The organism is Flavobacterium sp. W21_SRS_FM3 (assembly GCF_052113625.1).
Taxonomy (GTDB): Bacteria; Bacteroidota; Bacteroidia; order Flavobacteriales; family Flavobacteriaceae; genus Flavobacterium.
Window position 1 is genome coordinate 546,780 of sequence record NZ_JBGQOD010000002.1, and the last position, 17,363, is coordinate 564,142.

At 34.9% G+C, this 17,363-nt stretch carries 20 protein-coding genes; 12 read left to right on the forward strand and 8 right to left on the reverse strand.

Going from position 1 to position 17,363, the window contains the following annotated elements; genetic code table 11:
* Positions 1 to 2: 2 nt before the first annotated feature.
* Both ACEN2K_RS05910 and ACEN2K_RS05915 read left to right on the forward strand, forming a co-directional pair.
* Complete coding sequence (locus ACEN2K_RS05910; protein ID WP_441758402.1) at positions 3 to 551, forward strand: acyl-CoA thioesterase; 549 nt, start codon at positions 3 to 5, stop codon at positions 549 to 551.
* Between the two features lie 138 nt (positions 552 to 689).
* Entirely contained in the window at positions 690 to 1,229 is a 540-nt protein-coding gene (locus tag ACEN2K_RS05915; protein ID WP_441758403.1) for a YceI family protein, read from the forward strand.
* Between the two features lie 7 nt (positions 1,230 to 1,236).
* Here the strand turns inward: ACEN2K_RS05915 and ACEN2K_RS05920 are convergent, their stop codons facing one another.
* Positions 1,237 to 2,145: a TIGR01777 family oxidoreductase gene (locus tag ACEN2K_RS05920; protein WP_441758404.1), complete on the reverse strand. Its 909-nt coding sequence runs from the start codon at positions 2,143 to 2,145 to the stop codon at positions 1,237 to 1,239.
* 108 nt (positions 2,146 to 2,253) lie between these two features.
* Here ACEN2K_RS05920 and ACEN2K_RS05925 point away from each other — a divergent pair, with 108 nt between their 5' ends.
* Genes ACEN2K_RS05925 through ACEN2K_RS05950 form a run of 6 tightly spaced genes read left to right on the forward strand, consistent with a single transcriptional unit; the run spans position 2,254 to position 7,274 of the window.
* On the forward strand, positions 2,254 to 2,913 hold the full coding sequence (locus ACEN2K_RS05925) for a TetR family transcriptional regulator C-terminal domain-containing protein (protein WP_441758405.1): 660 nt from the start codon (positions 2,254 to 2,256) through the stop codon (positions 2,911 to 2,913).
* Positions 2,913 to 4,217, forward strand: a complete 1,305-nt coding sequence (locus ACEN2K_RS05930; protein ID WP_441758406.1) for an ABC1 kinase family protein — start codon at positions 2,913 to 2,915, stop codon at positions 4,215 to 4,217. The genes ACEN2K_RS05925 and ACEN2K_RS05930 overlap by 1 nt, the downstream gene beginning before the upstream one ends.
* Positions 4,214 to 4,492: a TIGR03643 family protein gene (locus ACEN2K_RS05935; RefSeq protein WP_441758407.1), complete on the forward strand. Its 279-nt coding sequence runs from the start codon at positions 4,214 to 4,216 to the stop codon at positions 4,490 to 4,492. Before ACEN2K_RS05930 ends, ACEN2K_RS05935 begins: the two co-directional genes overlap by 4 nt.
* Before the next feature lie 19 nt (positions 4,493 to 4,511).
* On the forward strand, positions 4,512 to 5,195 hold the full coding sequence (locus ACEN2K_RS05940; RefSeq protein WP_441758408.1) for an SDR family NAD(P)-dependent oxidoreductase: 684 nt from the start codon (positions 4,512 to 4,514) through the stop codon (positions 5,193 to 5,195).
* Positions 5,196 to 5,225: 30 nt separating this feature from the next.
* Positions 5,226 to 5,837 carry a GTP cyclohydrolase I FolE gene (folE, locus tag ACEN2K_RS05945; RefSeq protein WP_441758409.1) on the forward strand — a complete coding sequence of 204 codons (612 nt, stop codon included), beginning with the start codon at positions 5,226 to 5,228 and terminating at the stop codon, positions 5,835 to 5,837.
* A gap of 18 nt (positions 5,838 to 5,855) precedes the next feature.
* Positions 5,856 to 7,274 (forward strand): SDR family oxidoreductase, encoded by a 1,419-nt coding sequence (locus ACEN2K_RS05950; RefSeq protein ID WP_441758410.1) that lies wholly within the window; start codon positions 5,856 to 5,858, stop codon positions 7,272 to 7,274.
* Positions 7,275 to 7,405: 131 nt separating this feature from the next.
* Here ACEN2K_RS05950 and ACEN2K_RS05955 read toward each other — a convergent pair whose 3' ends face one another.
* From ACEN2K_RS05955 to ACEN2K_RS05985, 7 genes are all read right to left on the reverse strand, one after another.
* Positions 7,406 to 8,701: a cryptochrome/photolyase family protein gene (locus tag ACEN2K_RS05955; RefSeq protein ID WP_441758411.1), complete on the reverse strand. Its 1,296-nt coding sequence runs from the start codon at positions 8,699 to 8,701 to the stop codon at positions 7,406 to 7,408.
* Entirely contained in the window at positions 8,701 to 9,162 is a 462-nt protein-coding gene (locus tag ACEN2K_RS05960; RefSeq protein WP_441758412.1) for an SRPBCC family protein, read from the reverse strand. The genes ACEN2K_RS05955 and ACEN2K_RS05960 overlap by 1 nt, the downstream gene beginning before the upstream one ends.
* Positions 9,163 to 9,319: 157 nt before the next feature.
* Positions 9,320 to 9,760, reverse strand: coding sequence for a sterol desaturase family protein (locus ACEN2K_RS05965; RefSeq protein WP_441758413.1), 441 nt, complete (start codon positions 9,758 to 9,760; stop codon positions 9,320 to 9,322).
* A 50-nt stretch (positions 9,761 to 9,810) separates the two neighbouring features.
* A complete protein-coding gene (locus ACEN2K_RS05970; protein WP_441758414.1) occupies positions 9,811 to 10,650 on the reverse strand; it encodes a phytoene/squalene synthase family protein in 840 nt (279 codons plus the stop codon).
* Between the two features lie 2 nt (positions 10,651 to 10,652).
* Positions 10,653 to 12,122: a phytoene desaturase family protein gene (locus tag ACEN2K_RS05975; RefSeq protein WP_441758415.1), complete on the reverse strand. Its 1,470-nt coding sequence runs from the start codon at positions 12,120 to 12,122 to the stop codon at positions 10,653 to 10,655.
* Between the two features lie 37 nt (positions 12,123 to 12,159).
* Entirely contained in the window at positions 12,160 to 13,059 is a 900-nt protein-coding gene (locus tag ACEN2K_RS05980; RefSeq protein WP_441758416.1) for a MerR family transcriptional regulator, read from the reverse strand.
* 71 nt (positions 13,060 to 13,130) lie between these two features.
* Complete coding sequence (locus ACEN2K_RS05985) at positions 13,131 to 14,090, reverse strand: ion channel (protein ID WP_441758417.1); 960 nt, start codon at positions 14,088 to 14,090, stop codon at positions 13,131 to 13,133.
* Between the two features lie 259 nt (positions 14,091 to 14,349).
* Between ACEN2K_RS05985 and ACEN2K_RS05990 the strand changes: the two genes are divergently transcribed.
* From ACEN2K_RS05990 to ACEN2K_RS06005, 4 genes are all read left to right on the forward strand, one after another.
* A complete protein-coding gene (locus tag ACEN2K_RS05990; RefSeq protein WP_441758418.1) occupies positions 14,350 to 14,973 on the forward strand; it encodes a phosphoribosyltransferase in 624 nt (207 codons plus the stop codon).
* Positions 14,974 to 15,031: 58 nt separating this feature from the next.
* A complete protein-coding gene (locus ACEN2K_RS05995) occupies positions 15,032 to 15,673 on the forward strand; it encodes a dienelactone hydrolase family protein (RefSeq protein ID WP_441758419.1) in 642 nt (213 codons plus the stop codon).
* A gap of 191 nt (positions 15,674 to 15,864) precedes the next feature.
* Positions 15,865 to 16,443, forward strand: a complete 579-nt coding sequence (locus ACEN2K_RS06000; protein WP_441758420.1) for a nitroreductase family protein — start codon at positions 15,865 to 15,867, stop codon at positions 16,441 to 16,443.
* Positions 16,444 to 16,462: 19 nt separating this feature from the next.
* Entirely contained in the window at positions 16,463 to 17,356 is an 894-nt protein-coding gene (locus ACEN2K_RS06005) for a dienelactone hydrolase family protein (RefSeq protein ID WP_441758421.1), read from the forward strand.
* The last annotated feature ends 7 nt before the right edge of the window (positions 17,357 to 17,363 follow it).

A 17,363-nucleotide genomic window follows, 5' to 3' on the forward strand; every position in this document is an offset into this window, starting at 1 on the left:
ATATGAATACTACTTTTAAAACGGTTGCAAGCTCTAAAATAACTATCTCTGAGCTGATGCTGCCTTCTCATACTAATTTTAGCGGAAAGATTCATGGGGGATATATTTTATCGATGTTAGATCAAATCGCCTTTGCATGCGCTTCTAAATTTTCAAGTAACTACTGTGTTACAGCTTCTGTAGACACCGTTAACTTTTTAAGACCTATTGAGGTAGGTGAATTAGTGACTATGAAAGCAAGTGTGAATTATGTGGGGAAAACTTCAATGATTGTAGGCATTCGTGTAGAAGCCGAAAACATACAAACAGGGGTTATCAAACATTGTAATTCCTCCTATTTTACTATGGTTGCCAAAGATAAAGAGGGCGCTAAAGCAAAGGTTCCCGGATTAATCCTTTCAAATCTTGAAGAGGTACGACGTTTCTCCAATTGCTTGAAACAGATATCTTTAAAAAAGGAACAAGATAGACATGAAGAAGTATTCAATTACAGTTCAATAGAAACATTAGCTAGCCTTGAAAAATACAATGTACGAGTACAATTAGGTTAAGAAATAGCTTTTTATAAAATTTAAAAACGAGATGATAAGACTACTTATCATCTCGTTTTTTCATGCTTTTAAAATAGAAAATGAGCTAGGAATTCAGCTGTATTTTTTGTAACTTTAAGAGGCAGATTTATAAAAAACATGAAAAAAACTTTACTCCTACTTTTACTCTTTCTTAGTGCAATTGCTAATGCGCAAGAAAAATTAATGACCCAAAATGGCAATATTGCTTTTGAGGCATCAGTTCCTTTTTTTGAGGCAGTGGAAGCTAAAAATAACAAGGTGGCTTCAGTTTTAAATACTGCTGAAGCTACCATCGTCTTAGTCGCTTATATTAAAGATTTTGAATTTGAGAGAAGTTTAATGAAAGAACATTTTAATGACAATTATTTAGAGAGTAAAAGGTATCCAAAAGCAACGTTTAAAGGAATTATCGAAAAATTTGATTTAAAAAATATAGCGGTCAATCCAAAAAAACATTACATAAAAGGCAAAATCTATATTCATGGAAAATCAAAATTTATTCGTGTCCCTGCACTTATTTCACAATCCACTAGTGGCATCACTGTGAGTACTAGTTTCAACTTAAATACCGATGATTTTAAAATTGAAATTCCCTACATTGTAAGAAATAAAGTTTCTAAAACGGTTCGTGTTACGGTTAATTGCATTCTCAAATAAATCAAGTTTATATCGATTTTCGCAATGCTTCTTCCAGATTTTCAGTAGTAAACGTAAACCCTGTACTTTTAATTTTATCTGACGAAACTCTTCTACCTGTCAATATAATCTTTGCCATCTCCCCCATCCCCAATTTAATTAAGAATGCTGGAACATTCGGCAGCCAGATTTTGTATCCTAAGACAGCAGCAAAAGTTTTTGAAAAGCTTGCATTAGTAGTATCATCAGCTATTGCTAGATTGTAAGGACCGCGCATAGTGGTATTAACGAGAGCTTCATAATAAGCCGCGCACAAATCATCGATATAGATCCAAGGCATATATTGTTTTCCTGAACCTAAAGCCGCTCCTAAGCGGTATTTAAATATAGGTTTTAATTTATTTAAAAAACCGTCATTTTTACCCAAAACTAATCCTGTCCTGATTTTTACGGTTCGAATACCTAAAGTTCCAATGGTATCTGCAGCAGCTTCCCATATTTGGCAAGTACGTCCTAAAAAATCGTTGGCCGCTTGCATGTTCTCTGAACAAATTTCTTCACCATTTATAGCCCCATAAATTCCAACTGCAGAAGCGGAGACAAAGGCTTCTAGCTTTTTATTATGTTTTACTAAAACCGAATGTATTAACCGTATAGACTCTTCTCTACTAGTTACAATAGCTTTCTTTCTTTTATCAGTCCAGCGCTCCCCAGCAATGTTTGCTCCCGCAAGATGGACAATATAATCTGCGTTAAGCACAGCTTCCTCATCTATAGTTTGTTTTTGAACATCCCAAGCATAATAAAAAATATCCTCCGAATTGCTACGTTTACTTCTACTTAATATAGCAACACTAAAACCCTTTTTGATTAATAGGTCTGTCAAGTTTCTTCCAACAAAACCAGTCCCTCCCGTTATTAAAACATTCTTTCTCATCTGTTTAAAATTTAATCTACACAAATATACAATTAATTTTGTTTAACTTTAACAGAATATTGTTAAACAATTTATTATCTTTATACTCTCATTTAAAAACAAGAAACAATGGCAACTAAAAAAACTACAATTTCAAAAGATAAAATAGTTTCACTCTATATGGATTATACTTTAGATCATAGTGACAAGCCAAAATCAGTTTACGCCTTCGCAAAAGAAAATAATTTTACCGAAGCGGAGTTTTACAATTTCTTTGGTACCTTAGAAAGTATTGAAAAAGAAATATTCAAAATGTTTTTAGATAAAACTGTTGAACTATTACATAAGGATCCTAATTATCCTGAATACGATATGAAGAGTAAAATGCTAAGTTTTTACTTTACTTTTTTTGAACTTTTAACAGCTAATAGAAGTTATGTAAGCTTAAGTCTACAAACACATAAAAGCCATCTTAAAAACCTCGCTCAACTTTCCAGTTTGCGCACAGCTTTCTTAGATTTTGTATCCCAAATTATTCCTGATGAAGTGCGTATCAAACAGGAAAAGTTTCAAAAAATGCAAGAAAAAGCGTTACAAGAAAGCTCCTGGATTCAGCTTTTAATGACCATGAAATTTTGGATGGAAGATGATTCTCCAGCTTTTGAAAAAACCGATATCTATATAGAGAAATCAGTTAAACTGAGTTTTGAATTAATGAACCTGGCTCCCATTGAAAGCTTAATTGATTTTGGAAAATTTATGTTAAAAGAAAAAATACAAAACAAATAATGAAAACAATAGACTATATACCGACCTCTAAAATTGAAAGAGCAACAAAATTAGTGCAAACAGGGGCTAAAGTTGGCGTTAATTATTTGAAATACTATGGTGAGAAAATGGTCAATAGTGATCTAAGCCGTGATAAATTGAATGAAGACAATGCCGAAGACATTTATGATGGATTAAAAAGCTTAAAAGGAAGTGCATTGAAAGTGGCCCAAATGCTCAGCATGGATAAGAATTTTTTACCACAAGCCTATGTAGAGAAGTTCTCTTTATCACAATTTTCCGTCCCACCCTTATCAGCGCCATTAGTACTTAAAACATTCAAATCAAATCTAGGCAAAACTCCGTATGAAATTTTTGATGAATTCAATGCTACTTCTGTTAATGCAGCGAGTATTGGTCAAGTGCATCTCGCGGTTAAAGATGGTAAAAAATTAGCTGTAAAAATTCAATACCCTGGAGTGGCTAATAGTATATCATCTGACTTGGCTTTAGTGAAACCCATTGCCATCAGAATGTTTAATTTGCAAGGTAAAGACTCTGACAAGTATTTTAAGGAGGTAGAAGACAAATTAATAGAAGAGACCAATTACTTATTAGAATTAGAGCAGAGTCAAGCGGTTGTCTCCGCTTGTAGCAAAATTGAAAACCTGCAATTTCCTAATTACTATCCTCAGTATTCTTCAGAGAAAATTATTACTATGGACTGGATGACAGGGGTTCATTTGTCTGAATTTAAAAACTCCAGCCCTGAAATTGCTAACAAGTTAGGGCAAGCATTATGGGATTTTTATATGTACCAAATTCACATTCTCAAAAAAGTCCATGCTGATCCACATCCTGGGAATTTCCTAGTAAATGAGGAAAATGAATTAGTAGCCCTTGATTTCGGTTGCATGAAGACCATACCAGATGATTTTTATGTGCCTTATTTTGAACTCATCAACAAAGATGTTATTGACGATACACAATTGTTTAGTGCTAAATTGTTTGAACTAGAAATTCTTAGAAAAGACGACACTAAAGAGGAAGTAGCTTATTTCACTGAAATGTTTTATGACCTATTATCCTTATTTACAAAACCTTTTCAGTCTGCAACATTTGATTTTGCTGATGAAAGTTTCTTTGAAAGCATTGCCCAATTAGGAGAGCGTTTTGCCAATGATACCAATCTTAAAAAGATGAATGGAAATCGTGGTTCAAAGCACTTCATTTATATGAACAGAACATTCTTTGGGCTTTATAATCTAATGTTTGATTTGAAAGCCACTATTGTGGTAAATCAATTTGAAAAATACCGTTCATGAAAATAGCACTTAGTGATCTTGACAAAGACCGAATTATAGAAATGGCTTGGGAAGACCGCACCACATTTGAAGCCATTCAGATGCAGTTTGGTTTAAAAGAACAAGAAGTAATTGATTTGATGCGCATCGAAATGAAACCATCTAGTTTTAGAATGTGGCGTGAACGCGTTCAAGGTCGAAAAACAAAACACGAAAAACTACGTGATTTTGAAAAAGGACGATTTAAATCTAGTAGGCAACGGCAAATAAACAACAATAAGATCTCTAAGAGATAAATATATATCCCCATAATTTATGAAAAACATACTCATCATTGGCGGAAGCAAAGGAATAGGAAATGCTATTTTAATGCAACAATTACAAAACAATAAAGTGTTCAACATCAGTCGCAATGCGCCTGAAACAAGACATGCTAACTTAACCCATTTCGGCATAGATGTGCTTAGCGATAACTTACCAGAAATTGACTGCATTGATTCTATAATCTATTGTCCTGGCTCGATAAACTTAAAACCCATAGGGAGTTTAAGCATCGATGATTTTAGAAATGATTTTGAAATTAACGTTATTGGTGCAGTTAAAGTAATTCAGAAATATTTACCTACCCTTAAAAAAGGAAGCAATCCTTCAATACTATTATTCAGTACCGTTGCAGCTAAACTAGGAATGCCTTTTCATGCTAGTATTGCGACTGCAAAAGCCGGTGTGGAAGGTTTAGTTAAATCATTAGGAGCTGAACTCGCATCTACTGTGCGCATCAACGCGATTGCTCCTACTATAACAAATACCTCCTTAGCAGCGGGGATTTTGCGTAATGATCGTATGAAAGAAAACATGGTAGAACGCCACCCAATGAAAGGCTATTTACAACCCGAAGAAGTTGCTGAAATGGCTAATTTCTTAATCTCAGATAAAGCCAAATCACTTTCAGGTCAAATCTTCAAAATGGATTATGGCATCGTTTCTTTTAAAATATAATCCCCAAACTCAAATAAATTAACCAAGCTCATGATTAAAGAAATGAAAAATTACGAGAAAAAAGAACACTACAATACGGATACCACCACTGTATTAGCCGAAAATTACAAAACAATCATTCATGGTTTAGGAGAAGACATCACTAGAGAAGGACTAGAAAAAACTCCTGAAAGAGCAGCAAAAGCGATGCAGTTTTTAACGCACGGATATGCTTTAGACCCATTAGAAATATTAAAGTCGGCTTTGTTTACTGAAGATCATAACCAGATGATTGTAGTAAAAAATATTGAAGTCTACTCGATGTGTGAACACCATATGTTGCCCTTTTTCGGAAAAGCGCATATCGCTTATATTCCTAACGGGAAAATTGTAGGATTAAGTAAAATACCCCGAATAGTAGATGCTTACGCTCGAAGAATGCAAGTTCAAGAACGCCTAACTGACCAAATTAAAAATTGCATACAAGAAGCGCTGGAGCCACTTGGTGTGGCTGTAGTAATTGAAGCACAGCACATGTGCATGCAAATGCGTGGTATCGAAAAACAAAATTCGTTTACCACAACCTCATCATTTACAGGAGCATTTGAAAAAAATAAAACTAGAAAAGAATTTATTAGTCTAATTTCAAATAAACTAAGTTAAATTTAAACCCAAATCACTATGAAAATTCTCTTAACTGGTGCCACTGGCTATATTGGAAAACGCCTTTTACCTATTTTAATAGCGCAAGGTCATGATATTGTCTGTTGTGTACGAGATAAGAATCGTTTTTATATTCCGTTAGAGTTTAAAGAAAATATAACTGTGGTTGAAGTCGACTTCCTTAAAAAAGAAACTTTAGAAACCATTCCTTACGATATTGATGCCGCTTATTATCTGATTCATTCCATGGCAGGATCTGCTGATAATTATGATGAACTAGAAGCACTGTCAGCATTAAATTTTGTGTCTAAAATTAATCAGACACAAGCCCAACAAGTGGTGTACCTCAGCGGAATCGTCAATGATGATTCACTTTCAAAACACCTTTCTTCACGTAAAAAAGTAGAGGAAATATTAAATACAGGAACCTATGCCATGACTACGTTAAGAGCAGGTATTATTGTAGGTTCAGGCAGTGCCTCCTTTGAAATCATTAGAGACTTAGTTGTGAAACTTCCCGTTATGATAACGCCAAAATGGCTCAATACAAGATGCCAACCTATTGCGATTAATGATGTACTGGAATTTCTATCAAAATCATTATTAAATCCCGTTACCTACAATCAAAGTTTTGACATTGGCGGGCCTGATATTTTAACCTATAAGGAAATGCTCCTGGCTTTCGCCAAAGCCAAAAATTTAAAACGCTGGATATTTACAGTGCCAGTAATGACTCCTAAACTTTCGTCATACTGGCTTTATTTTGTTACCTCTACATCCTATAAATTAGCAAGTGCTTTAGTAAGCAGCATGAAAGTCGAAGTGGTGTGTAGAGATACTAAAATAAATGAGTTACTCCATGTCAAACCCATGTCGTATGAACTGGCATTATCCCGAGCATTATTAAAAGTTGAAGCTAATAATGTGCTTTCTAGCTGGAAAGATTCCCTTGTAAGTGGTAGGTTTAAAACCAATCTATCTAGCTACATCAAGGTCCCAAAAAAAGATTGTTTTATTGATCGAAGAAAAAGACAGATCATTGATCGAGAGTACACTATAAACAAAATCTGGTCTATAGGTGGAGAAACTGGATGGTATTATGGCGACTGGTTGTGGGATCTTCGCGGTTTTATTGATAAACTTTATGGTGGCGTGGGATCAAGAAGAGGCCGAACAAATAGAAACGACATTCACGCGGGTGATTCCCTTGATTTTTGGCGTGTTTTGTATGCAAACAGACAAGAAGGCAAATTGACCCTTTTTGCTGAGATGAAATTGCCAGGTGAAGCTTGGCTAGAATTTAAAATTATTGGGAATACTTTGTATCAGTCAGCTACCTTTAGACCGGGCGGCATTTGGGGTAAATTATATTGGTATTCTGTACTCCCCTTTCACGGTTTTATTTTTAACGGCATGCTAAATAAATTGATTAAATAGATTTTAGGAGCTGGTCCAGCTATCCGTTTTATCTTTTCTTTTTTAAAGAAAAAAAGAAAAGGATACCACTACTATCTGGGCTAGAGCAATCCAATACAAATGATGAATTATGACACAAAAATGTATTACAATTATTTTAAAATCCCCGCTTTATAAGTCGTAATCGCTCTGTCTCTTGCCATCGCGTGCTCTACCATTGGCTGGCCATAACCCAAGTCAAATTCTGGAATCCATTTTCGAATATAAATCCCTTTGTCATCAAACTTTTTCAACTGAATTTCTGGATTAAAAACCCTGAAATAAGGCGCGGCATCACAGCCCGTTCCCGCAGCCCATTGCCAGTTACCAACATTAGCTGCTAAGTCATAATCCAACAATTTTTCGGCAAAATAAGCTTCTCCCCACTGCCATTGAATCAACAAATGCTTTATTAAGAAACTAGCAACCACCATTCGCACCCGATTGTGCATATAGCCTGTTGCATTCAGTTCCCGCATTCCAGCATCTACCATAGGATAACCCGTAGTCCCTGTATACCATCTTTTAAAGTCGGCTTCATTATTGCGCCATTGTATGCCGTCATAAGCCGATTTGAAGTTGCTGTCCATTACTTTAGGAAAACTATACAGAATTTGCATAAAGAACTCACGCCAAATTAACTCACTCAAGAAAACAGCGTTCTTCTTAGCAGCCCAAGTAACTAATTTCCGAATGCTTACGGTTCCAAAACGCAGGTGAACTGACAAATAAGAAGTGGTATCTAATGCCGGAAAATCACGAGTTTCATGATAAGTAGCAATCTGGGATAAATTGTAGGGTTTCACTTTTATAGCATTTGCTATAAAACCAATCTCTTGTAAACTTGGAAAATTAAAACTAGATTTATAAAAATTTGAAAACTGGGTTGCATTACTGTACTCTGGAAAGGGTTTTAGCGCATTGTATTTCTCTAACCATTTGTTTTTATAAGGTGTGTAAACAGTATATGGCAAGCCATCCGCTTTTGTGATTTCGAGTTCCTCGAAAATTACCTGATCTTTAAATCCCTTAACTTCTATTTGCTGCTCTTGTAGCAAATTGGTGATTAAACGATCCCGCTGTATAGCATAAGGTTCATAATCTTTATTATAAAAAACGCCTTGTATAGCGTATTGAGCCATTAAAGACTGCCAGACAGCGCGAGTTGAACCTTTTTTAACTAAAAGAGCACTGCCCACTTTATTCAAAGTAGCATTTATACTGGATAATGATTCGTGAATAAAACCGACGCGAGCATCATTTTTAGGCAGACTTTCTAATATAGCATCATCAAAAATAAACAAAGGTATAACGGGATAAGCCGACTCTAAAGTATGAAACAACGCTACATTATCCTCTAAACGCAAATCCCTGCGGTACCAAAAAACAACCACTTCTGGCCTACTCATTATTTAGTATTAAATAATTGATTGACCATTTTTTCTCTATGTTCAAATATAGCTTTCAACTTATTCTTAACCACCAGTGTATTCATAATGCGACCAATAAAACCTAAAGGCAATGCATAATGAACTAAATCAGTCATTTTGACTCCATTTTCGGTTGGTTCAAAAAAGTGTTTGTGATGCCACAAAGCATACGGACCAAAACGTTGCTCGTCTATAAAATAACTATTTTCTTCGACAAAAGTAATTTCGGTAACCCATGGCAGTTTAATTCCCAAAAGTGGCGAAACTTTGTATTGGATAATTTGTCCTGCATACATGTTTTTGCCATCAAAATCTGTGATTTGAAACCCCATAGTATCGGGCGTTATTTTTTGCAGATTTTTAGGACTTGAGAAAAAAGCCCAACATTCTTCTAAACTAGCATTTACATATTGTACCGATTCTTTTTTATAAAGTTTCATGGGGAGTGTTCTTTAAAAATTCTATATTGTTTTATTAATGCTATCGCGTGAGGGATTGCAGGCGGTATCCTCGCAGCGTAGCGCAGAGATATAGCCGTAAAGCCCGACCCGTCCCGATAGCTATCGGGATTATGCGGGGCACGCCCAATAAATAGTATTACATTTTGTAATATTTGAAAGGTACAAACAGCATTCCAAAACATTCTCCATGCTCTTTACCTAAATGCTTGTGGTGTACTTTATGTGCTTTTCTAAGCCCTATTAAATACTTGTTTTTTGTGTGTTTGAACCATTTAAATCGTTGATGAATAAGTACATCGTGAATCATAAAATAGCAAAAACCGTAAGCAGTAATTCCTAAGCCGATGAAAAAGAGGTAATTGATCCCCCCTTCGACACCGTAGTAGAACAGCACAATACTGGGGATAGCAAAAATCACAAAGAAAATATCATTACGTTCAAAAACATTGGCATATTTTGGCTGGTGGTGATCTTCATGAAAATACCACATTAGACCGTGCATAACGTACTTATGGGTTAACCAAGTAACACATTCCATGAACAAGAAAACGCTAATGAAAATTAGAAAAGATATCATTGTTGTAGGTTTAAAGTATTTTTATAATCAGTTTATAAGTTGTCTAAATATTAGACTAATCGCAATTTATAGGTAACAAATGACTGTGCTAACAAGCCTGCTTTAGTATAATTTGACACCCGAATTCTCGCATTTCCTATTTCATGATAAGGCGTATTTTCGAGCTTTTTTAAAAGTTTTTTATAGTAAACGTAGGCGGTATAAACCCCAAATTTAGCTTCTATAGGCAACTTTATAATACCTTGATAGGCGACTTTGAAATCTTCTTGAATCTCAGTAATTATAGCCGCTTTAGCTTTTTCATCAAAAGAATTCAAATCAACGCCTGGAAAATAATTTCTATTGAGTACTAAATTATCATCTTTTAGATCTCTAAGGAAATTTACTTTTTGAAATGCAGAACCTAATCGCATGGCTTCGGCTTTTAATTGCTCGTATTTTACTGCGTTGCCTTTAACAAAAACCTTCAAGCACATCAAACCTACTACATCAGCAGAACCGTAAATATAATCATCATACTCGGCTTTACTATTGTAATCAGATTTGATTAAATCCAATTTCATACTTTTCAAAAAAGCCTGAATCAGATCATCAGTAATATTATATTCTTTCACGGTGTGTTGAAAAGAATTCAAAATAGGATTTAGGCTAATTCCTGCTTTAAATGCTTTGTAATATTCTTTCTCAAAATCATTGATTAAATCCTCTTTCTCATAACCGTGAAAAGAGTCTACAATTTCGTCAGCAAAGCGCACAAAACCATAGATGCTGTAGATGGCATCTCTAATTACAGGCGATAGCATATAAACGGCTAGCGAAAAAGAAGTACTATAATTCTTAGTAACTAGTTTACTACACTTAAAAGATACGTCGTCAAATAATTGCTTCATAATTATTGTTCTATTAATTGCTTATTAATCAAATCTGACACTAATTTACCAGAGATTAAAGCTGGCGGAACTCCTGGTCCTGGAACAGTTAACTGACCTGTAAGATATAAATTATTTACTTTTTTACTTTTTAATTTAGGTCTTAAAAAAGCAGTTTGCATAAGTGTATTGGCCATGCCATAAGCATTCCCTTTATACGAATTGTACTCTGCAACAAAATCATTTTTGCAAAAAGAACGCTTAAATATAATATTATTTTTTATGCTTTGTTTTGTCAGTCTTTCAAAACGTTCTATTATTTTATCAAAATATTCTTCTCTTAAAGCCTCAGTATCATTTATACCTGGCGCTAGTGGCACTAAGAAAAAACCTGATTCCATGCCATCTGGAGCGGCAGTTTTATCGGTTAACGAAGGAAAATTAGCATAAAACAACGGTTCCTTTGGCCATTGAGGCACATCATAAATATCTTTTGCATGTTGTTGAAAATCAACATCAAAAAATAAAGCATGATGCGATATATTTTGGATTTTTTTATTAAAACCAACATAGAACAATAGTGACGATGGAGCAAAAACGCGACTTTCCCAATATTTCTCAGAATACGCTCTATGCTGTTCATCTAACAATGTTTCCGTATGATGGTAATCAGCACCACTTAATACAATATCAGAATCAATTCTTCTTCCATTTACAATTACAGCCTCTGCCGTTTTATCCTTTACAATGATTTGATCAATACCGGCATTAATGTGAAATTTAACACCAAGTTCAGTAGCCAGCTTTTCCATCGCCTTAACAACATCAAACATTCCCGTTTTAGGATGCCAGGTCCCTAGACCAAAGTCGGCATAATTCATAAAACTATAAAAAGAGGGCGTATCTGAAGGTTTAGCACCTAAAAACAATACTGGAAATTCTAAAATTTGAATCAATTGTTCATTTTTAAATTTCTTGCGAATGTCCTTACTGATAGTACTAAAAAACTGACCCACTTTCTTTGCGGTTTCAATTGTAACTAATTCTAAAGGAGAAACTCCTGGACGATACACTAACTCTTTAATAGCAATATTATAATTGCTCTGTGCTTCCATCATAAAATCGTGCAATACTTTACCGCTGCCTTTTTCGATTTTTTCAAAAGTCGCTTCAATTTCGGCAAGATTATCTGCTATAGCAATAAATTCATCTACACCATAATATACGCGATAGGCCGGAGAAAGTTTTACTAACTCATAATAATCAGTAGTTTTTTTACCAAAATCTGCAAAAAAACGTTCAAAGACGTCTGGCATCCAATACCAACTTGGTCCCATATCAAAGGTAAAGCCATTGCTTTTTAATTGCCTGGCACGACCGCCAATAGCATCATTTTTTTCAAAGACATCAACCTCATGACCACTTTTTGCTAAATAGCAAGAGGCAGCCAAAGCTGAGAATCCAGAACCTATTATTGTAATTTTCTTTTTCATTTGTTTAGCAAATATACAAAATGTTTAAACAAAACAACTAAAGCTCTTCAACTAATTCTGTAATTGAATTGAAAATGCTGCAATTCGCTTTGAGTTTAGCCTTATTTATAAACTCCACCATTCGACCAATAAACCATAACTCAGTTTCGTCATCAAGCAACTGCTCAGACATTTGAGAGATATATTCATCAATCACATTTCGATCTGGTTGTACTGTTAGATAAGATACAAACACAATAGATTTGAAATGCTTTTTTAAATCTACTAGATTTTCAATGGGCATGCTTTCCCCTAAGTAAATCGCTTTGTAACCTTGAGACAGTATCTCGTAATTAATATACATCAATCCCAGTTCGTGAATTTCATTCATAGGTAAGGACAATACAAAGACTTTATCGGTCCTTACGGGTTTTTTCGCTTGCAATTTTTCGATATTAACTACCAATTTTTGTTTGATTAGATAACTAACAAAGTGTTCATGAGCAGGCGAAATCGTGTCTGTTTGCCACAATAGGCCCAACTCATTCATTAAAGGAACAAATACCTGGTGAAACACTTCTTTGAATGACTTCTCGGCGATTAACCAATCGTAAGTGTTGAAAAATAATTCCTGATCAAAATTCATCATTGCCATCTTAAAAGCACTGATGGCATGATTCTTAGCATTTTTTGTAGAAACGATATCCCTTACGAGTTGCGGTATTTCATCTTCAGAATAAGCTGCAATTTTAGAGATTTTATAGCCATATTCATGTAGTAACGTAATATTCAGCAGCTTTTGCAAACTCGCTAAATCGTACAGCCTGATATTAGTATCTGTTCGCATGGGTTCCAGCACATTGTATCTTTTTTCCCAGATACGAATGGTATGCGCTTTAATTCCTGAAAGGTTTTCAAGATCTTTTATGCTAAAAACATTTTTTATATTGTTTATCATTTTTAAAAATTTGATAAACAAATATAGTTTAAAAAAATGGTCCTACATTTAAATGTAACGGAAAATTATTTTTAAAGATCAATTTTACTGTAGGCATTGAGTTTATCTAAATCTAAAATAGTCTTAGAATTATCGTTACTTCTCGAATACATAGGCTCAAATTTAGCTCCATAAATCACCTCATCAAAAGTATAAGAAGTACTAATTGCTACAGTATTACTAAACATATCATCAAATGTCTTAATGTACACTAAAATCTCTCCATGTGATTTGATAAAGTCTTCTTTAGAGAAATTATAAAGCGGGCTGTCTTCATTTATTGGATGTACCAAAGTCCAACTCAACGTGAGTGCATTTATTTTCTTTAACTCTAAATCGAGTGTGTAAAATTTATTAACTGTTTTTCCCTGCTCCTCTACATTCATCCCCAGCGTAACTTTTGCTTCAGCATCAGTAAAATTAGTGTTTTTAAAAGGAGTCATTCTTATCATCAGTCCTGTTATCTCACCATATGGGGCAATCACCGCATTATGAGAAAATTTCAAAAAAGCGGTAGGTTTACTAAATCTACCAAAGAATAATCCGGTTGCAATAGCAAAGCTTAACAAACCCATCAAAGCCTCAGCTGCTGAAAGCGCACTGGTCAAGAAACCCGTGGGACTAATATGACCATACCCTACCGTTGTGAACGTTTGTGCACTAAAAAAATAGGCTTTCCCAAACTGTTCCCACGGATTATCTGTAGGCGCAATTCCGTCTAAATGTTCGATCCCAATCCCAAAATAAATTAGGGCAAAAATAAAATTGATTCCAACATAAAAAGACAAAATTATGAATAGGAATTTCCAGGCCTTCATATCAATCATGGTGTGGTACCAACTTATTCTGGATAAAGCATGCATCCCTCGCTTCTCAATGTTAGCCGATCCATTTTTATTAATAAAGCGACCGCCGTAGCTGTTTGCATTGGTACCAAAACCAGTATTAATATCCGCTTTTGACTTTAAATTTGTTCGTTCTAAAATTGCCATTTATACTGTTTATAGGAAGTAAAAATAAGTAAAAACATTGATTAATTAATGTAGCTCTCTTTAAAGGGCTGAAGCATGGTGTGGCTTTTTTATAGTAGTTTCTTTTACAGCCACGCTAATAGCCGTTTCTTTTTTTATGATCAAACTATTTTAGCTTCTCACTCTCAATATTTTGAACAATAAAAAGCCAAATTTAATTAGCAAACTAATTGAAAATCAGTACCTTTATATAAAACTATTTAATTAAACTCCAAAGAAAATGCAAACCAAATTCCTAAAGGACAGAATCGAAGCTGGGCAGATGTTATCTGATAAATTAAAAAAATATCAGAATACAGACACCATAGTTCTGGCTATCCCTAGAGGTGGGGTTCCCATAGGTTATATTATTGCAAAAAACTTAGGATTATCATTAGATATTGTTCTTTCAAAAAAAATTGGACATCCTAGTAATAAAGAGTTCGCCATAGGTGCTGTATCACTTGACTCTTTTATTATTGACGAACACTCCAATGTCTCTAGCAGTTATATCGAAAGTGAAATTAAAAGATTGCGAACCTTATTAACTGAGAAATACCAGCTTTACAGAAAGAATAAAATACCCCTTTCACTAGAAGGTAAAGAAGTAATTTTAGTAGACGACGGTATTGCTACTGGAAATACTTTACTGGTAACAATCGCTATGTTACGAAAAAAGAACGTCAAAAAAATTATTGTGGCTATTGCTGTATTACCTACTTCGGCTATAGAAAAATTTACTACCAAAGCAGATGAACTAGTGTACCTCATTGCATCGCAAAACTTTACATCTGTAGGTGCTTTCTATGAAGAGTTCAATCAGGTTAGCGATAATGAGGTCATATCGATGCTTAATTTTCCCTAATAAAAACGCCCCCAAATCATAATATAAAGAAATTGTTCCATCAATAAAACTGCCTATTATGAAAATGACAGAAATAGATATCCCCTTATCAAACGTAACTTTAAAAGGTAATTTAGTCGTTGATGATGATACGATAGGAATTGTGATTTTTTCCCATGGCAGCGGCAGTAGTCGCTTTAGCCCTAGAAATAATTATGTAGCCAATCTATTTCAAAAACACCATATAGGCACACTATTATTTGATTTACTTACGGAACAAGAAGATGAAATTTACGAAAATAGATTTAATATTGATTTATTAGTGAGCCGGCTGATAGAAGTCACAGAATGGTTATCGAAAAATAATCTAACAAAAAAGTACCCATTAGCTTATTTTGGCGCGAGTACAGGTGCTGCCTCTGCATTGCGAGCAGCTGCCTATTTTGGTGATCAGATAAAAGCAGTGGTTTCTAGAGGCGGAAGACCAGATTTGGCCTTAAGTAGTTTACATCTTGTGAAGTCTCCCACATTGCTTATCGTAGGTCAGCTTGATTTTCCTGTAGTACTGATGAATAAGGAAGCCTACGATGAACTGCAAACAACTAAAGAAATGAAAATCATTCCCGGAGCCACACATCTATTTGAAGAGTCAGGAAAACTAACTGAGGTTGCCGAAATTGCAGTGGAATGGTATATCAAATATTTTAGTGCTCCAATTTAACAACAGTTAGCATTCTCTAACCCTATAATTTCTCTCTAAACTACTTCAATAATTATATTTATATTTGAGAAAAGAAACAAATTAAGATGCCTGCTAAAAAAATAATTGAAGACCACCCCTACATCCAGTACAATAAACCATTTTTATCTGAAGAAGAGACACTTTTTCGTTCTCAGTCGTTCTTTAACGTTATGGATAAGAGACGATCGGTGAGAGAATTTTCAGATAAAGCTGTTGCCCGCGAAGTAATAGAGAATATCATTAAATCAGCTTCGACAGCACCTTCAGGAGCACATAAACAGCCTTGGACTTTTTGTGTGGTGGAAAATCCAGAACTCAAAAGACAAATTCGCACTGCCGCAGAAGAGGAAGAACGACAAAGTTATAATTCACGCATGTCAGGCGATTGGCTTGAAGACTTGAAACCTCTGGGGACTGATTGGCGCAAACCCTTTTTAGAAATAGCTCCTTATTTGATTATTGTCTTTAGACGCATTTATGAAGTTGATCAAGAGGGTAAAAAGAAAAATAATTATTACGTACAAGAGAGCGTAGGTCTAGCCACTGGTTTTTTACTGGCAGCAATACATGATGCAGGCTTAGTTTCATTGACACACACACCCAGTCCTATGAACTTTCTAACAAAAGTGCTGAACCGCCCTAACAATGAAAAACCCTTTTTATTAATTCCAGTGGGTTATCCAGCCGAGGAATGTTGGGTTCCTGATTTAAAACGAAAAGAACTAGAAGATGTTTGTGTTTTTTATTAATTGAATAAAAGCTGTAAGAATGAAAGAAATAACAAAAGAAGATATAAGTCAAGAACTATTTGATTTATACGACGACTACGCTCACAATAAAATACAGAGAAGACAATTTATCGAGAAACTCTCTTTATTTGCTGTAGGAAGCCTTACAGTCCCGTCTCTACTGAGTTTTATGAGTCCAAATTATCAAGACAATTTACTTGTTCAAGCAGAGGACCCCAGATTAAACTCGGGCTTTATAACTTATAATTCTCCCAAAGGAGGAGGAGCAATTAAAGGACTATTATCAAAGCCTATTAATACTAAAAAGAAGTTAGCCGGAATTATTGTAGTCCACGAAAATAGAGGATTAAATCCCTATATCGAAGATGTAGGTCGAAGAGCCGCATTAGATGGTTTTATAACGCTAGCCCCCGATGCATTATCTCCTTTGGGTGGTTATCCCGGAAATGATGATGATGGAAGAGAATTACAAAAAAAACGCAATAGAGAGGAAATGCTCGAAGACTTTATTGCTGCTTATGAATATCTTAAAAATCATAAGGATTGCAATGGCCATATTGGTGTTGTTGGGTTTTGCTTTGGTGGCTGGATTGCCAATATGATGGCTGTTAAAATTCCTACATTGGGAGCTGCAGTACCTTATTATGGAGGACAACCCACTGCTGAAGAAGCATCGCTAATAAAAACACCTTTACTATTAAATTATGCAGGACTGGACACTCGTGTTAATGAAGGTTGGCCCGCTTATGAAGCAATATTAAAAAAGAATAACGTTGAAAATACGGCCTATTTTTATGCAAATGTGAACCACGGCTTTCACAACAACACCACTCCGCGTTATGATGAAGCCGCCGCTACTTTATCTTGGAACCGAACAATGAGCTTTTTCAAAGAAAAATTAAATAAAAAGTAAAGTAGCC

Coding starts and splice junctions, on each gene's coding strand:
- ACEN2K_RS05910 (WP_441758402.1), top strand. CDS start 3: ATGAATACTACTTTTAAAACGGTTGCAAGCTCTAAAATAACTATCTCT.
- ACEN2K_RS05965 (WP_441758413.1), bottom strand. CDS start 9,760: ATGATATCTTTTCTAATTTTCATTAGCGTTTTCTTGTTCATGGAATGT.
- ACEN2K_RS05955 (WP_441758411.1), bottom strand. CDS start 8,701: ATGAGTAGGCCAGAAGTGGTTGTTTTTTGGTACCGCAGGGATTTGCGT.
- ACEN2K_RS05985 (WP_441758417.1), bottom strand. CDS start 14,090: ATGGCAATTTTAGAACGAACAAATTTAAAGTCAAAAGCGGATATTAAT.
- ACEN2K_RS05960 (WP_441758412.1), bottom strand. CDS start 9,162: ATGAAACTTTATAAAAAAGAATCGGTACAATATGTAAATGCTAGTTTA.
- ACEN2K_RS05930 (WP_441758406.1), top strand. CDS start 2,913: ATGAAAACAATAGACTATATACCGACCTCTAAAATTGAAAGAGCAACA.
- ACEN2K_RS05935 (WP_441758407.1), top strand. CDS start 4,214: ATGAAAATAGCACTTAGTGATCTTGACAAAGACCGAATTATAGAAATG.
- ACEN2K_RS05970 (WP_441758414.1), bottom strand. CDS start 10,650: ATGAAGCAATTATTTGACGACGTATCTTTTAAGTGTAGTAAACTAGTT.
- ACEN2K_RS05950 (WP_441758410.1), top strand. CDS start 5,856: ATGAAAATTCTCTTAACTGGTGCCACTGGCTATATTGGAAAACGCCTT.
- ACEN2K_RS05995 (WP_441758419.1), top strand. CDS start 15,032: ATGAAAATGACAGAAATAGATATCCCCTTATCAAACGTAACTTTAAAA.
- ACEN2K_RS05940 (WP_441758408.1), top strand. CDS start 4,512: ATGAAAAACATACTCATCATTGGCGGAAGCAAAGGAATAGGAAATGCT.
- ACEN2K_RS05925 (WP_441758405.1), top strand. CDS start 2,254: ATGGCAACTAAAAAAACTACAATTTCAAAAGATAAAATAGTTTCACTC.
- ACEN2K_RS06000 (WP_441758420.1), top strand. CDS start 15,865: ATGGATAAGAGACGATCGGTGAGAGAATTTTCAGATAAAGCTGTTGCC.
- ACEN2K_RS05920 (WP_441758404.1), bottom strand. CDS start 2,145: ATGAGAAAGAATGTTTTAATAACGGGAGGGACTGGTTTTGTTGGAAGA.
- ACEN2K_RS05980 (WP_441758416.1), bottom strand. CDS start 13,059: ATGATAAACAATATAAAAAATGTTTTTAGCATAAAAGATCTTGAAAAC.
- folE (WP_441758409.1), top strand. CDS start 5,226: ATGATTAAAGAAATGAAAAATTACGAGAAAAAAGAACACTACAATACG.
- ACEN2K_RS05990 (WP_441758418.1), top strand. CDS start 14,350: ATGCAAACCAAATTCCTAAAGGACAGAATCGAAGCTGGGCAGATGTTA.
- ACEN2K_RS06005 (WP_441758421.1), top strand. CDS start 16,463: ATGAAAGAAATAACAAAAGAAGATATAAGTCAAGAACTATTTGATTTA.
- ACEN2K_RS05975 (WP_441758415.1), bottom strand. CDS start 12,122: ATGAAAAAGAAAATTACAATAATAGGTTCTGGATTCTCAGCTTTGGCT.
- ACEN2K_RS05915 (WP_441758403.1), top strand. CDS start 690: ATGAAAAAAACTTTACTCCTACTTTTACTCTTTCTTAGTGCAATTGCT.